The following is a 14713-nucleotide window of genomic DNA, read 5'->3' as shown; positions in this document are numbered from 1 at the left end:
GAGGGAGCTGATAGTGCATGGCAGAAACTGATGATCGCCGTATTCAAACGGTTGACCTATCCAAAACAATGCGGAGTTCATTTTTAGACTACGCAATGAGTGTCATTGTGGCTCGGGCGTTGCCTGATGTCCGTGATGGCTTGAAACCCGTTCACCGGCGAATTCTATATGGAATGAATGAATTAGGTGTTACGCCGGACAAGCCTTATAAAAAATCCGCCCGGATTGTGGGGGATGTAATGGGAAAGTATCATCCCCATGGTGATTCCGCGATTTATGAGTCGATGGTGCGGATGGCGCAAAAATTTAGTTATCGTTATTTGTTAGTGGACGGACACGGTAACTTTGGTTCCGTCGATGGCGATTCTGCGGCCGCAATGCGGTACACCGAAGCAAAAATGAGTAAAATTGCGACCGAAATGTTGCGTGACATTAATAAAGATACCATTGATTTTCAAGAAAATTATGATGGAACTGAACGTGAGCCCGTGGTTTTGCCAGCACGCTTTCCGAACTTATTAGTCAATGGTGCGACGGGGATTGCTGTCGGGATGACAACTAATATTCCGCCTCACAATCTGACTGAGGTTATTAATGGCATTCACATGTTGATGAAAAATCCGGATGTGACTACTGCTGAGTTGATGCAGGCCATTCCTGGACCAGATTTTCCTACTGGCGGTGTGGTAATGGGTAAGTCGGGGATTCGGCATGCCTATGAAACGGGCCGTGGAAATATTGTTTTACGGGCCAAAGTAGAAATTGAAACGCTAAAAAATGGCCGGGAACGATTAATTATCACTGAATTACCCTACATGGTTAATAAAGCTAAGTTAATTGAACGGATAGCTGAATTGGCACGGGATCACCGGATTGAGGGAATTACTAACTTGATCGATGAATCAGATCGCACAGGTATGCGGGTGACGATTGATATTCGTCGCGACATGAGTGCTAATGTTGTTTTAAACAATTTATATAAGATGACCGCCTTACAAACTTCATTTGGTTTTAATATGGTTGCCATTGTCAAAGGTGCGCCGCAAGTCTTATCGTTAAAAGAGATTTTGCAATATTATTTAAAACATCAAGAACAAGTTATTCGTCGGCGTACCCAATTTGAACTCAAGAAAGCGCAAAATCGCGCGCATATTTTAGATGGTTTACGCATTGCGTTAGATCATATTGATGCGGTGATTGAAGTGATCCGCAGTTCTAAAACGGCGGAAATTGCGAAAAGCACTTTGATTACCCAATTTTCTTTGTCTGATAAACAAGCTCAGGCAATTTTAGATATGCGTTTGGTCCGTTTGACTGGCTTAGAACGAGACAAAATTGAAAATGAGTATCAAGATTTGATGACCAAAATTGCTGATTATCAAGATATTTTAGCGAAACCTGAGCGGATTGACGAAATAATTTATCAAGAATTACTGGAAATTCAAAGTAAATATGGTGATGCCCGCCGCACGGAATTATTAGTCGGCGAAGTATTAAGTATTGAAGATGAAGATTTAATTGAAGAAGAAAATGTCTTAATTGTTTTGACTCATAGTGGTTACATCAAGCGGTTGCCCGCCGACGAATTTAAAGTACAAAATCGTGGTGGTCGCGGCATTAAAGGGATGGGCGTCAATGATGATGATTTCATTGAACAATTAATTTATACATCGACGCATGATGTCTTACTCTTCTTCACTGATGCCGGCAAGATTTATCGTTCGAAAGCTTACGAAATTCCTGAATATGGGCGTAGTGCTAAAGGAATTCCGATTATTAATTTACTAGGAATTGATAACGGTGAACAAATTCAGACGGTGGTTCATTTAAAGAAGGATGCTTCTAGTGCGGATCATTATTTATTCTTTGTCACTAAACAAGGAACCGTGAAACGTACAGCTTTAGATGAATTTCAAAATATTCGCAAAAATGGTTTGCGAGCAATTACTTTAAAAGATAATGACTCGTTAGATAATGTAATGCTAACCAATGGTCAGAATAATATTTTGATTGGCACGCATTTAGGCTATGCTGTTGCTTTTGAAGAGAATGCAGTGCGGATCATGGGTCGCACGGCCGCAGGCGTACGGGGTATTCGCTTACGAGAAGAAGATTACGTAGTTGGTTCAGCCATTTTAGCTGAGCAAAGTGATGTATTGGTCATCTCGGAAAATGGTTATGGTAAAAAAACACCGGCCACAGAATATCCAATCAAAGGGCGCGGTGGCAAAGGAATTAAGACTTCGAATGTGACGGCTAAAAATGGTCCGCTAGCAGGAATTACGACCGTTGCTGGAACTGAAGACATGATGGTGGTAACCAATCAAGGCGTCATGATTCGGTTTGCAGTTAATAATGTTTCACAAACCGGCCGGGCCACTTTAGGTGTGCGGTTAATTAAATTGGATGATGGCGCCAAGGTTTCGACAATGACGAAGGTAGATCCTGAACCGGAAGTCACCGAAACTCAGCCAGATTCAGAAAACTAAAAATTCTTAAAGTTTTTAACGTAATCTAAAAGTGCAAGGCGCTTGGAACGTTAAAAACTTTTTTGGTAGTATTTTTTGGTAAATGATGGTAGAATACTATTCTGTGAGTATTACACTTTAAGATAGTTAATACTCCTTGAGAATAATCTATTTATTCTCCATTAGTCCATAAGGAGGTAAAATAATGGCTCAAACACATTATGAAATCACTTATATCATCAAACCGGATATTTCTGAAGAAGATAAGAAGGCCTTGATTGAACGCTTTGATAAGGTTCTCAAAGACAACGGTGCTGATGTATTAGATTCAAAAGATTGGCAAAAACGGCGTTTGGCTTACGAAATTGGTGGTTACAATGAAGGTACTTACCATATCGTTAATGTTAATGCCCAAGACCAAGCAGCGATCAATGAATTTGACCGGTTATCAAAAATTGATGACAGCATCTTACGTCATATGATTATCAAGCGCGAAGATTAATCTGTTGGAGACAGTCAAAAAGGAGACAGGAGTATGATTAATCGTAGTGTATTAGTTGGTCGTTTGACCCGTGACCCTGATTTGCGGTATACAGCTGCAGGAACAGCCGTTGCTACTTTTACCGTTGCTGTTAATCGGCAATTCACCAATTCGAATGGTGAACGGGAAGCTGATTTTATTAATTGTGTGATTTGGCGTAAATCAGCGGAAAATTTTGCTAATTTTACGCATAAGGGCTCATTAGTTGGTATTGATGGGCGCATTCAAACTCGCAATTATGAGAATCAACAAGGACAGCGGGTTTACGTGACCGAAGTTGTAGTGGAGAATTTTGCACTGCTAGAACCGAAATCGGCGAACCACAATAATGGAAATCAAAATCAAACGGTTGAAAATAATACGACTCCTGGACCAAGCAACTCTAATAATAATTTTAATAATTCCAATAATAGAGCTGCCAATAATTCTGCTCCATCAATGGATGAAGATCCATTTGCGGATAATACGCAGTCGATTGATATTTCAGATGATGATTTACCGTTTTAAATTTTGTGAATAATTGAAAGGAGCGTTCAACATGGCACAACAACGTCGTGGTGGCCGTCGTCGCCGGAAGGTTGACTTTATTGCCGCTAACCATATTGAATATATTGATTACAAAGATACAGATTTGCTGAAACGTTTTATTTCGGAACGAGGCAAGATTTTACCTCGTCGAGTAACGGGAACAAGCGCCAAGAATCAACGCCGTTTAACAATTGCGATTAAACGTGCACGAGTAATGGGCTTATTACCATTTGTTGCTGAAGATTAATAAGCTTCAATCCCAAAGAAGTCTACTCAAGGTAGGCTTCTTTTTTAATGTAAACAGTATGTTAAAATATAGCTAAATTCTAGTTACAAGAGGGTAAGTATGAAAAAAAAGAGCGTAGCTAAGAATAGTTTATTAGCTATTAGTCAGCCACTACGTTGGGGGTTAATTGTCGTAGTGGTTTTGGCTTTAATTTTAGTTAGTTTAATTTTTGGAATTAGTCCAGTTTTAGGTTTATTGGTCTTTATTATTTTTACGTTAATTGTCGCCATTGGTTCTTATTTATTACGCAAGTTTGTGGTGCAAACTAATAAATATCTATACGATTTATCATTTCGTGAAAATCGGGGCAAACAAGAAGCTTTGATTAATATTCCCATTGGGATGTTACTGTATGATAACGACAAACAGCGCACGATTGAATGGGTGAATCCTAATTTACAGCGCCATTTTGTTGATAAGGATTTACTAGGACGTAGTTTAAATCAAGTTAATCCAGAATTAATTCAACTGGTCGAAAAAAATGAACAGCAGCAACAAGCTGCGACGTTATTAACTATTGGTCAAACTCAATTTCAAACTTTTGTGCAACCAAATTTTCGCGTAATTTATTTTTTGGATGTTACGCAGTATGTAGCTATTAAGCAAAAGTATGAAGATGAAAAAATTTCGATTGGGCAAGTTTTTATTGATAATTATGATGAGCTTGTGCAAACCATGGCTGATCGGGATCGCTCAGATTTGAATAGTTATTTAACTAATCAATTAACTGATTGGGCTAATCAAAATGAAATGTATTTAAAACGCGTGGCCAGTGACCGTTTTATTGTGGTGGGCTATGTGAATGCGCTAAAGGCCCTGGAAGCTAATAGTTTTTCAATTTTAGATCAAATTCGTAAGACTACTTCGCAGCAAAATGTGCCGTTAACTTTAAGTATTGGCTTTGCCTATGGTAAAGATAACTTGGCCCAACTAGCGTTAGATGCGCAAAAAAATATTGATTTGGCCTTGGGTCGAGGTGGCGATCAAGCAGTTGTACGTGAGGCGGACGAACCGGCACGCTTTTATGGCGGCAACACCAATCCGATGGAAAAAAGGACGCGTGTCCGGGCACGGATGATTAGCCAAGCCTTAAGAGAGTTATTTAACCAAGTTGATGTTATTTATGTGATGGGGCACCAACAACCTGATATGGATTCTTTAGGTGCCTGTTTAGGCATTCATCGAATTGCACAAATGAATAATAAAACTTGTAAAATTGTGATTGATGCTAACGGAGCGCACACAGATGTTGCACGTTTATTGCAATGGATTGAGCAAGACCAGCATTTATCAAATGATTTAATTACGCCGCAACAGGCGTTAGATCAAGCTAATGCGCAAAGTATGTTGATTATGGTCGACTTATCCAAACCATCACGTTCCGCTAGCCCAGAATTGGCGGCGAAGTTAGCCGATCAAACGGTAGTGATTGATCATCATCGGCGTGGTGAAGAATTTCCTGCTAATCCATTACTGGCCTACATTGAGCCTTATGCTTCCTCGGCTAGTGAATTGGTAACTGAAATGATTGAATACCAACCACAAAGCCAACAGTCTTTATCTAAACTAGAAGCGACGGCCATGCTAGCTGGCATTTTTGTCGATACACATTCCTTTTCTTTACGTTCAGGAACACGGACGTTTGATGCGGCCAGTTATTTACGCTCAGTAGGGGCTGACAGCACGAAAATGCAAAATTTACTGAAAGAAAATGTGTCATCCTATATCCAAAGGAACCATTTAATTGATACCGTACAAATGGTGACGCCACAAATTGCCATTTGCACGGGTGAAGAAGATCAAGTTTATGATTCCGTGATTGCGGCACAGGCAGCCGATACTTTATTGACCTTATCAAAAATTGATGCTTCATTTGTGATTACCAAAAGGTCCGATGCCAAAGTAGCAATTTCAGCGCGAAGCTTAGGTGACTTTAATGTGCAAGTCATTATGGAAGAAATGGGTGGTGGCGGTCATTTATCCAATGCGGCAACGCAATTAGCTGATTATACAATTGCTCAGGCTAAGAAAGAATTGATTGCAATTATCCAACAAAAAGTAGAAGATAAACCTAAGCAAGCAGACAATAACTAGGAGGCATGAAAAGATGCGTGTAATTTTCACACAAGATGTTCGCGGTAAGGGTCGACGTGGCGAAGTCAAAGAAGTCGCTGATGGCTACGCGCGCAACTTCTTAATTAAAAACGGTAAAGCTCAAGTCGCCACTGCTAAGGCCATCAGTGAATTGAATGGTAAAAAGCAAGCTGAACAACGAGAAAAAGATGAAGAACAAGCTAGTGCTCAAATGATTAAGACCGTTTTAGAAAAAGATGAAACGGTGGTTGAACTACAATCGAAAGCCGGCAGTGATGGTCGGTTATTTGGGTCAATTCCCAGTAAACAAATTGCGCAAGCTTTAAAACAACAGTACCAAATTGAAATTGATAAGCGCAAAATTGAATTGGCCGAGCCGATTAAAGTTTTAGGTTATATGAATGTACCAGTGAAATTGTATCCAGGGATTGAAGCTTCCATACGGGTGCATGTCAGTGAAAAGTAATATTATTGTTGTAATGTAAATTACAGTATTAGTTGCAGAATTTTTTGAGAAAAATTATAAAGAAACTAGGTTCTTGTGAATTCTAGTTTTTTTAATAGCTCAAAGATGTAAGGGCTTGCAGATTGTGAAGCAATTATCTTGTGAAATACTTGACAAATTCGTGAAAACGTTATAAACCATATGTAGATAGTTTTTAGTTTTGATTAAACTAAAATTTTATCGATTTTGGGAGAAAGAAAGTGATGATGGAACCAATTTATTGTTTAGGTCTCTTAGACAATAAGTGCGATAAATTTTAAGAATAGGTGATGTGAAAATGAAACCAGAAGATAAGAAGCCAAAAGCTGCACCATTATTGATTCAAATGTTAATTTATGCAGCAATTTTGTTTGTATCACAGTGGATTTCTAATATGATGCCAAAATCATTCCCTGTACCAACGCCGGTTATTGGCTTGATTTTGTTATATTTATTATTGACTTGTCATATTATCAAATTAGAGTGGGTTGATTCCTTTGGAAGTGCCATGATTGGTTTAATTGCCTTTTTGTTTGTACCATCCGGAATTTCTCTAGCTGCTAATTTGAACATTATGGCAAATGAAGGTGTCCAATTAGTTATCGTCATTATTTTATCAACAATCGTTTTGTTGGTAGTAACGGCTTATACAACAAGATTGTTATTATGGATCAGTAAAAAGATCAAACATACTGATACAGATACACAAGAACAAGTAGGAGGAGAGAACAAATGATGGCAGAGTTATTATCGAATCCCTTATTTGGTATCTTACTTTCATTGGGAGTTTTTGAAATTGGGCAATACTTATTTAATTTGACTCATGGCTTTTTCTTATTTCAACCGTTGTTTGTAGCGATGGTTTTGGGAATTTTTCTAATTTTCTTGTTAGGAAAAGGCATGGGAATGACGACTGCAGCAGCTTATACGAAATTCTATAAGCCTGGTGGGGATCTAATCTTCTGGTTCTTAACACCTGCCACAATTGCTTTTGCAATTCCGCTTTATAAACGTAATGATGTGTTTAAGAAGAATTGGCTAGTTATTTTATTGAGTTTGTTAATTGGTACCTTTATTTCCTTATTTGTTATTTTGGGAATTTCCAAACTCTTGGGACTCAGTCGGGTCGGCACAGCTTCCATGATGAGTCAATCAGCTACGACTGCGATTGCTTTACCATTGTCAACAGCTATTGGTGGCAACACTGCTGTTACTGCGATGGCATGTATCCTGAACGCCGTTATCATTTATGCTTTAGGTAAATGGTTAGTTAAGTGGTTCAGATTGGAAAGCGACCCCATCGGTGCTGGTTTAGGTATGGGTACTGCTGGACATACCGTTGGTTCTGCTTTTGCCTTGAAATTAGGTTCTGTTCAAGGTGCGATGGCCGCTGTTTCGGTTGTTATCATTGGTATTGTTGATAATATTGCAGTGCCACTGTTTGCACAAATGATGCATCTGTAAACACTAGTTTATAATTTAAATGATAAAACCTTTTCTAGTTAGTTAATTTAAACGTTGGTAACTAGGAAAGGTTTTTTTGTTTACTTTCGATGGTATTTAATGTTATTTTGAATATTTTAAAACATATATTATCCCTATATTATCCGTGGTAAAATTGTAACTAGATATGAGGTTAATTCATGAACGATACAACAATGCAGAGAATTCCACCTAATAATAAAGAGGCTGAACAATCAGTCCTAGGATCGATTCTATTACGTCCAGAAAAAATTGTTGATGCGGCTGAATATTTGACGACTGAGTCTTTCTATTATCATGCGCATCAGTTAATTTTTGCTGTCATGTTGGAATTAAATGAAGCAGACCAGGCAATTGATGTCGTGACTGTTAAAAATCAACTTGAAGCTAAAAATCAGTTAGCAGATATTGGCGGCGTTAATTATTTAGGGGATTTGGCAACAACCGTCCCCACCGCCGCCAATATTGTTTATTATGCCAAAATTGTGGCTGATAAAGCCGTATTACGGCAGTTGATTAATACGGCAACTGATATTGTGGCCCAAAGTTTTGATGAGCAAGATACTGATGTGGCGAACGTCTTGGACAATGCCGAGCGAGCTATTATGGAAGTCGGCGAAAGCCAGAATAATAACGGCTTTAAAAAATTAGCCGATGTTTTAAATGATACGATTGAAAATATTGACCAGTTAGCTCAAGAAGATTCACAAGTGACGGGGTTAGCTACCGGATACAGTGAATTAGATAGTATGACTGCTGGTTTACATGCTGATGAATTAACTATTTTGGCTGCCCGTCCTGGCGTCGGCAAAACGGCTTTTGCACTCAACGTCGCGGAAAATGTGGCAGTTCATAGTCAGCAAACGGTGGCCATTTTTAGTTTGGAAATGGGAGCTGACCAATTAGCTAGCCGATTATTATGTGCTCAAGGGAGCATTGATGCAAATCATTTGCGCACCGGAACTTTGAACGATGACGAATGGCAAAATTTAATTGTGGCCATGGGTATTTTGTCCAAAACCGATATTTATATTGACGATACTCCAGGAATTAAGATGGCAGAAATTCGAGCTAAGTGTCGCCGCTTGGTTAAAGAGACGGGAAATATTGGTTTAATTATTATTGATTATTTACAGCTAATTGAAGGAACTGGTCAAGAGAATCGGCAGCAAGAAGTTTCGACGATTTCACGACAATTAAAAAAACTAGCGAAAGAATTACATGTACCAGTTATTGCTTTATCACAACTATCACGGGGGGTAGAGCAACGACAAGATAAGCGACCGGTTTTATCAGATATTCGTGAATCTGGTTCCATTGAACAAGATGCGGATGTGGTCGCCTTCCTGTATCGTGATGATTATTATAACGATGGTGCTGATGACGAGGAAGGTAGCGAAGCTAGTGATGATACTAACGCTGGTGAAGTGGAAGTGATCATTGGCAAAAATCGCTCCGGTCCGCGTGGTACAGTGAAGTTATTATTTGTGAAATCATATAATAAGTTTGCTGCAATTTCACCACTGACAGAAGGTTAATTCATGAGTAAAGTACAACAACTGCAACAAGCACAACAAAATCAGCAAATTGTCGATCTGTTTATTCGCCAAACGGGTGACATTTATACTGGTTTTGTCACCGCGTTAGATCATAAGTGGGTCATTGTGCATACCTATAATGATTATGGCTTACTTGATGGTTATGTCTTATTAAAGATTAGTGGCATTGCGTCTATAACCACGGAAGGATTGGATTTAAAGCGGCTGAAACGGCGGATTGATTTAACGGCTACTAATAAGATACATTGGGCAAAAGAACTGGCAGTGCCGCAGTTTGCTGCAAATAATTTGATTCAGCAATTATTGGACTTTTTGCAGCGTCAGCAACAAGCTATTTTGGTAATTTTGGCAGGTTCTAATCGTTATTTGCAAGTGAAGTTACAGGACTTTCGGCAACAACAATTGCACTTGCAACTACTAGATTCCTTTAATTTTGCTAAAATTGGGCAAAATTTAACCGTTGATTTAGAGCACGTTGTTGCCTTGGAATTTGTCGGCGCCCAGTTACAATTAGCCAGTACAATGTTTCAAACGCAGCATTTACAACACACACCTTCGGTTTTGGTGAAAAATAATCCGGAACTAAGGCCAATCTTACAACGCTACCAGCAACAGCAACAATTAATTTTGTTGTACTGTTCCAAAAGTGCGGATGTATTTTTTGCTGGACAAATTATGCAACTAGATCAGCAATTTTTGGTCATGAAATTATTAGATCATTTGGGCTGTTTTGGTGGCTATGCTTTAATTAACCTGCAGGATATTGATTTTGTTTCTCCGAATTGCGATTATTTACAAATGCTGATTCTATATTTTAATTATCAGCGCCAGCACAAAACTTTAGTGCAACCTGTTTTAGATGATCAATGGCAATTTGGAGCTGATTTTGTGGAAAGTGCCTTGCAAAGGTTAGTGCAACAGCAAAATATGGTTCGTTTTCGCCAACGCGATCAAATGTTAGATCAATTAGCTTATTGTCAGGCACTAGATAAGCAAACGTTAACTTTAGCAGTTTTTGAAGATTTACCGGATACTAAAACGTCTAGTCAAAGTTTGTCTTATCAACAATTATCGGTCTTAACTTGGGAATATTTAAATACATTTTTTACTAAAGACGAATTAATAGATTGATCATTGCTATTAATGTTCGTAATTGATAGAATATTACTGGACCGAATTTAGTAAAAAGGGATGACATTTATGACAGGTGTTGTAGTAGTTGGAATGCAATGGGGCGACGAAGGAAAAGGTAAAATTACTGATTTTCTTAGTCACGATAGTCAAGTGATTGCACGGTATCAAGGTGGTGATAATGCTGGGCATACGGTGGAAGTTGAGCAAACTGCTTATAAAATGCGCTTAGTGCCCTCCGGTATTTTGTATCCTGATAAAGTGACAATGATTGGTAACGGAGTCGTGATTAATCCCAAATCCTTGGTTGAAGAAATTGCCCGACTTAAGCAGCAACATGTCAGCTTTGAACATTTTTATATTTCTAATCGGGCCCAAATTATTTTACCGTATCACATCCGCATGGATGAATTACAGGAAAAGAGTAAAGGTGCCAACAAAATTGGCACCACTAATCGTGGAATTGGTCCAGCTTATATGGATAAAGCTGCTCGGATTGGCATTCGGATGATTGATTTATTAGAAAAAGATACTTTTGCTGCCAAGTTACGCCAAAACTTAGATTTGAAAAATAAAGAATTTACTCAAGTTTATCAAGGGCAAGCTTTGTCTTTTGATGATATTTTTGCTTCATATTATGCCAAATTTTAAACTTTACTGTGACAAAAGCGCTTAGCAGTTGAGTATAGTCAAGAATCAGTACTGAAGTTTTGCACTTTAAACTTGAGGACTATTCGTAGCTAGACGCAAACTGCTGCTTTTGGCACTTGGAGCGCTAAATCAACATACTGCGGCAAAGAACGCTTACTCATTTGCTCAAGAACCTGCGGCCTGACAATTTAAGCATCAGTCTTAGTGGTACTATCTTTAACATTAATCGCATTGCTGCGGCAAAGAACGCTTACTCATTTGCTCAAGAACCTGCGGCCTGACAATTTAAGCATCAGTCTTAGTGGTACTATCTTTAACATTAATCGCAGGTTGCTGCTTTAAACCAAAATCCGCTTGCTGAATAATTTTTTTAGGTGGTTGATTTAACATCATATCATCATCACCCACATACATATTAGGGGCTACTTGATAAAATAGTTGTCCTTGATTATTTTTAATCACTTTACCAATTTTCCACGTCGACTGCTTAGAAAATCAACGCCATCGCCCATGTACAAATAACCTTGAGCATTATAAATTTTCGTTGTGGAATTTTTGATGGTTCCAATCAATCCCATATTTTGCGCCGGATGTCCATTAATTCCAAAATCGGGCTGTTGCACAATATGATCTGGCGTGCCATTCACCGCTAAATCATCATCACGCACATACAAGTTGGGCGCAACTTGATAAAACAAATGGCCTTGAGCATTCTGAAGTACTTTGCCAATTTTCCACGTTGATTGATAAGCCAGATCGACCCCATCATTGATGCCTTGTTGACCATCAGCATAATAAGTCGCACTAATCGGATTTTTAATCGTTCCAACCAAACGCTGTTTCAAGCGACCCGATGTTGGTTCAAAATTAGCCCAAACATCACTACTCTTGACCCATTCATTACCCGCAATTTGATAATAGAACAGATTACTCATCGCTTTAATTTTGCCGACACGCCAATCAGTATTAACCGGCACAAAGCGCTGTTTAATCAATTGCCCTTGATTATCGTATAAATTAGTATATGGCCCGCTGGTCGTAGTAACCACTTTATAATTATAATCTTTTGCGTGGACTGTCTCGCCCTTCTGTGCCATGAATACGCCCCAAACACTACTAATTAATAAGAAACTACTGATAATTTTTGATTTTGACATTGCCAAACTCCCCCTCAATTAAAAATAAGTCTCTCTAAGGCTTATTATAGTCGGGCACACCATGAACGCCAAAATTTGTTATTACTCAACTGCAATTTATTTAAAAGAAAAAAATAAGATTTCTGAATTCTAACTTTTTCATAGCAAAGTCAGAGTTTAGAAATCTCATAGTCAGACTAAATTCAATTAAATAAATCGCTGATAGGCAACACATGGTTTATGCATTACATTATCAATTGTCCCACATTGGGTAAAACCATTTTTTTCAATCACATGACGCATGGCCAAGTTATCAAAGTGCGTATCAATACGGACATCACTAAAATTCAACGAAGCGGCAATTGTTAACAGGTGCTGAATAAAAATTGATGATAGACCTTCGCCTTGATGTCCCTGACAAATCGCTACGCGATGAATAATGGCATAATTTTTGTGCGAATCTGGACTCCATTGACCATCATAAATTTGATCATAATTACTTTCACCCTGATCCTCCAAGGCGGCAACACCGGCAATTTGATCATCTTTAATTAAAAAGTAAGCGATACCTCGGTCAATATCATCTTGTAAAATAGCTTGATCAGGGTAACCATCTTGCCACAAGTCGACACCCCGACCGCGAAGGACACCTTTCGCTTCTTCAATAATTTCGACCACTAATTCAATTTCATCAGCGTGAACTTTCCGTAAATATGTGACTGGCATTATCTATCCCTCCCAAAATTGAAACACCAGAACATGGTACATAGGTCAATCACAAATTGCAACAACCTTTAAATAAAATTTTTTTACTTTTGCCACTGCTCAATTTGATTAGCCGCCAAAGCAATTGATAGTACAGCATCTGGCGATAAATTATTCCGCAAATCACTCATTAGTGTATTGCTGGCGACTGCCCCGATAACTTCTAACGCATATTCAATCAGATGTAGATCACTTTGAGCATTATAACTGCCTGTTTGGTAAGGATTTTCGTGATTATAGTCAAAATTAATTTCATTGTTCACAAAACTGCCATCAACATGATTAACTAAAATCCGATCTTGCAGTTGGGCTAAGGTTTGTTGTTCATGTTGCAAAGTTAAGCGATGATCGGATTCATTTTGGTAATATTGTTCTTCGGTCATAGTTAAATAATTTTGCACAGGCTGGCGTAAAATGGCCAAACCATCTAACAGTTCATAGATCTTTTGCACATCTAAAATTTCAGTCTGTGCAACAATTTGCGCACTGTGTTCTTCTAACCAATCGGCTAATTGACTAATCGTTTGTGTTTCCATAGTTTTCCTCCCACAAGCCACAGGCTTTTATTATTAAATTATAACTGTTTCGCCTATGAGATACCAGCAACTATACTGCAACCCCAGTGCTTAAAAGCTGAGCACAGCAAAAGTTGCTTTTACCTTTAGTTTTTGGACATAGTTAGACTCACGCTTTTACTTCTTGGAAAAAATGCTAGATTAATCTGTGCCAAAAACCAATTTAAGCTATGAAAAAAATGTAAAAAGTATGATTTTAAATGTACATATTTACAAATTAGTGTTTTAACAGCACTTAATTTATTACTATTTTTTGCGAAATTTAATTGTAATAATCGCTTTTATGAGCAATAATGCTTTTATTTTTAACCAATATTTCCTAATTACAGAAAATTTATCTTAATTTTACTTTAATTGATATTGTTAATTTTTTTTCTTTAGTATAGAATTAACTTTTAGGTTAAAAACGTTATCAATCAAATATTGATAGCATTACTCTAATAATGGAGGGATTACATTGAACGAAAAGGATTTAGCGGGACAAATCCTTCAGCTCGTTGGCGGTGATGAAAACGTCAACGCTGCTTGGCATTGTGCCACGCGTTTACGCCTTACTTTAAAGGATGAAAGTAAAGCTCAGAAAGATAAAATTGAAAGCCTTGATGGTGTGATTACTGTCGTGCAAGCCGGAGGACAATATCAAGTTGTTATTGGTAACAATGTTGGTAGCGTATACGATGCTTTAGTTGGTATCGACCCCCGCTTGGGTGAAGGTGATGATGCACCTGCTACACCAGCGGCCAGTGAAGGTAAGAAAAAGTTAACTGCTAAGGGCATGTTTGATGCTTTTGTTTCCTTTATTTCTGGTGCTTTCACACCGTTTTTAGGTGCCATGGCTGGTGCCGGTATTTTAAAGGGCTTATTATCTTTATTTGTCGTCTTACACTGGATGACACCCAAGACTGGTGCTTATCAAATTTGGTATGCCGCGGCTGATGGAATCTTCTATTTCTTACCAGTTATTTTAGCGTTTACTGCTGCTAAGCAAATGAAAGTTAACCAATATGTGACCG

15 protein-coding genes and 1 pseudogene are annotated in these 14713 nt (G+C 38.3%); 12 read left to right on the top strand and 4 right to left on the bottom strand.

Annotated elements, in window-relative coordinates; genetic code table 11:
- Positions 1 to 17: 17 nt before the first annotated feature.
- The 11 genes and pseudogenes from gyrA to AC3B6D_RS00030 form a co-directional block, all read left to right on the top strand.
- Entirely contained in the window at positions 18 to 2489 is a 2472-nt protein-coding gene (gene gyrA / locus AC3B6D_RS00080) for a DNA gyrase subunit A (RefSeq protein ID WP_489756885.1), read from the top strand.
- Between the two features lie 184 nt (positions 2490 to 2673).
- Complete coding sequence (rpsF, locus tag AC3B6D_RS00075) at positions 2674 to 2970, top strand: 30S ribosomal protein S6 (RefSeq protein WP_489756884.1); 297 nt, start codon at positions 2674 to 2676, stop codon at positions 2968 to 2970.
- A gap of 33 nt (positions 2971 to 3003) precedes the next feature.
- Complete coding sequence (ssb, locus tag AC3B6D_RS00070; protein WP_489756883.1) at positions 3004 to 3516, top strand: single-stranded DNA-binding protein; 513 nt, start codon at positions 3004 to 3006, stop codon at positions 3514 to 3516.
- Positions 3517 to 3547: 31 nt separating this feature from the next.
- Positions 3548 to 3784 carry a 30S ribosomal protein S18 gene (rpsR, locus tag AC3B6D_RS00065; protein ID WP_489754979.1) on the top strand — a complete coding sequence of 79 codons (237 nt, stop codon included), beginning with the start codon at positions 3548 to 3550 and terminating at the stop codon, positions 3782 to 3784.
- Between the two features lie 99 nt (positions 3785 to 3883).
- Positions 3884 to 5917: a DHH family phosphoesterase gene (locus AC3B6D_RS00060; RefSeq protein ID WP_489756882.1), complete on the top strand. Its 2034-nt coding sequence runs from the start codon at positions 3884 to 3886 to the stop codon at positions 5915 to 5917.
- A gap of 13 nt (positions 5918 to 5930) precedes the next feature.
- The gene (gene rplI, locus AC3B6D_RS00055; protein ID WP_489756881.1) at positions 5931 to 6383 is read left to right on the top strand and encodes a 50S ribosomal protein L9; all 453 of its coding nucleotides are present in this window, start codon (positions 5931 to 5933) and stop codon (positions 6381 to 6383) included.
- Positions 6384 to 6699: 316 nt separating this feature from the next.
- The gene (locus AC3B6D_RS00050; protein WP_489756880.1) at positions 6700 to 7137 is read left to right on the top strand and encodes a CidA/LrgA family protein; all 438 of its coding nucleotides are present in this window, start codon (positions 6700 to 6702) and stop codon (positions 7135 to 7137) included.
- Positions 7137 to 7865, top strand: coding sequence for an LrgB family protein (locus tag AC3B6D_RS00045; protein ID WP_489757696.1), 729 nt, complete (start codon positions 7137 to 7139; stop codon positions 7863 to 7865). Before AC3B6D_RS00050 ends, AC3B6D_RS00045 begins: the two co-directional genes overlap by 1 nt.
- A 179-nt stretch (positions 7866 to 8044) precedes the next feature.
- Positions 8045 to 9421 carry a replicative DNA helicase gene (gene dnaB, locus AC3B6D_RS00040; protein WP_489756879.1) on the top strand — a complete coding sequence of 459 codons (1377 nt, stop codon included), beginning with the start codon at positions 8045 to 8047 and terminating at the stop codon, positions 9419 to 9421.
- 3 nt (positions 9422 to 9424) lie between these two features.
- Positions 9425 to 10573: a hypothetical protein gene (locus tag AC3B6D_RS00035; RefSeq protein WP_489774638.1), complete on the top strand. Its 1149-nt coding sequence runs from the start codon at positions 9425 to 9427 to the stop codon at positions 10571 to 10573.
- 69 nt (positions 10574 to 10642) lie between these two features.
- Positions 10643 to 11215, top strand: a pseudogene (locus tag AC3B6D_RS00030) (adenylosuccinate synthetase); the annotation flags it as partial.
- Between the two features lie 294 nt (positions 11216 to 11509).
- Here AC3B6D_RS00030 and AC3B6D_RS00025 read toward each other — a convergent pair.
- The 4 genes from AC3B6D_RS00025 to AC3B6D_RS00010 all read right to left on the bottom strand — a co-directional run bounded on the left by AC3B6D_RS00025 (position 11510) and on the right by AC3B6D_RS00010 (position 13661).
- A complete protein-coding gene (locus AC3B6D_RS00025; protein ID WP_489774637.1) occupies positions 11510 to 11686 on the bottom strand; it encodes a hypothetical protein in 177 nt (58 codons plus the stop codon).
- The gene (locus AC3B6D_RS00020; RefSeq protein ID WP_489774636.1) at positions 11683 to 12381 is read right to left on the bottom strand and encodes a hypothetical protein; all 699 of its coding nucleotides are present in this window, start codon (positions 12379 to 12381) and stop codon (positions 11683 to 11685) included. Before AC3B6D_RS00020 ends, AC3B6D_RS00025 begins: the two co-directional genes overlap by 4 nt.
- 186 nt (positions 12382 to 12567) lie before the next feature.
- Entirely contained in the window at positions 12568 to 13086 is a 519-nt protein-coding gene (locus AC3B6D_RS00015) for a GNAT family N-acetyltransferase (protein ID WP_489756757.1), read from the bottom strand.
- Between the two features lie 83 nt (positions 13087 to 13169).
- Positions 13170 to 13661: a hypothetical protein gene (locus tag AC3B6D_RS00010; RefSeq protein WP_489774635.1), complete on the bottom strand. Its 492-nt coding sequence runs from the start codon at positions 13659 to 13661 to the stop codon at positions 13170 to 13172.
- Between the two features lie 496 nt (positions 13662 to 14157).
- Here AC3B6D_RS00010 and AC3B6D_RS00005 point away from each other — a divergent pair.
- Positions 14158 to 14713 (top strand): PTS transporter subunit EIIB (locus AC3B6D_RS00005; RefSeq protein WP_489774634.1); only part of this gene is annotated, 556 nt, incomplete at its 3' end.

The sequence above is a fragment of the Bombilactobacillus sp. ESL1097 genome (assembly GCF_058107205.1).
The sequence above is the reverse complement of the archived record's forward strand: the minus strand, read 5'-3'. Positions and strand labels throughout refer to the sequence as shown.

Bases quoted from the DNA above. Each gene is read 5' to 3' on its own strand.
- gyrA (WP_489756885.1), top strand. From the start codon at position 18: ATGGCAGAAACTGATGATCGCCGTATTCAAACGGTTGACCTATCCAAA.
- rpsF (WP_489756884.1), top strand. From the start codon at position 2,674: ATGGCTCAAACACATTATGAAATCACTTATATCATCAAACCGGATATT.
- ssb (WP_489756883.1), top strand. From the start codon at position 3,004: ATGATTAATCGTAGTGTATTAGTTGGTCGTTTGACCCGTGACCCTGAT.
- rpsR (WP_489754979.1), top strand. From the start codon at position 3,548: ATGGCACAACAACGTCGTGGTGGCCGTCGTCGCCGGAAGGTTGACTTT.
- AC3B6D_RS00060 (WP_489756882.1), top strand. From the start codon at position 3,884: ATGAAAAAAAAGAGCGTAGCTAAGAATAGTTTATTAGCTATTAGTCAG.
- rplI (WP_489756881.1), top strand. From the start codon at position 5,931: ATGCGTGTAATTTTCACACAAGATGTTCGCGGTAAGGGTCGACGTGGC.
- AC3B6D_RS00050 (WP_489756880.1), top strand. From the start codon at position 6,700: ATGAAACCAGAAGATAAGAAGCCAAAAGCTGCACCATTATTGATTCAA.
- AC3B6D_RS00045 (WP_489757696.1), top strand. From the start codon at position 7,137: ATGGCAGAGTTATTATCGAATCCCTTATTTGGTATCTTACTTTCATTG.
- dnaB (WP_489756879.1), top strand. From the start codon at position 8,045: ATGAACGATACAACAATGCAGAGAATTCCACCTAATAATAAAGAGGCT.
- AC3B6D_RS00035 (WP_489774638.1), top strand. From the start codon at position 9,425: ATGAGTAAAGTACAACAACTGCAACAAGCACAACAAAATCAGCAAATT.
- AC3B6D_RS00020 (WP_489774636.1), bottom strand. From the start codon at position 12,381: ATGTCAAAATCAAAAATTATCAGTAGTTTCTTATTAATTAGTAGTGTT.
- AC3B6D_RS00015 (WP_489756757.1), bottom strand. From the start codon at position 13,086: ATGCCAGTCACATATTTACGGAAAGTTCACGCTGATGAAATTGAATTA.
- AC3B6D_RS00010 (WP_489774635.1), bottom strand. From the start codon at position 13,661: ATGGAAACACAAACGATTAGTCAATTAGCCGATTGGTTAGAAGAACAC.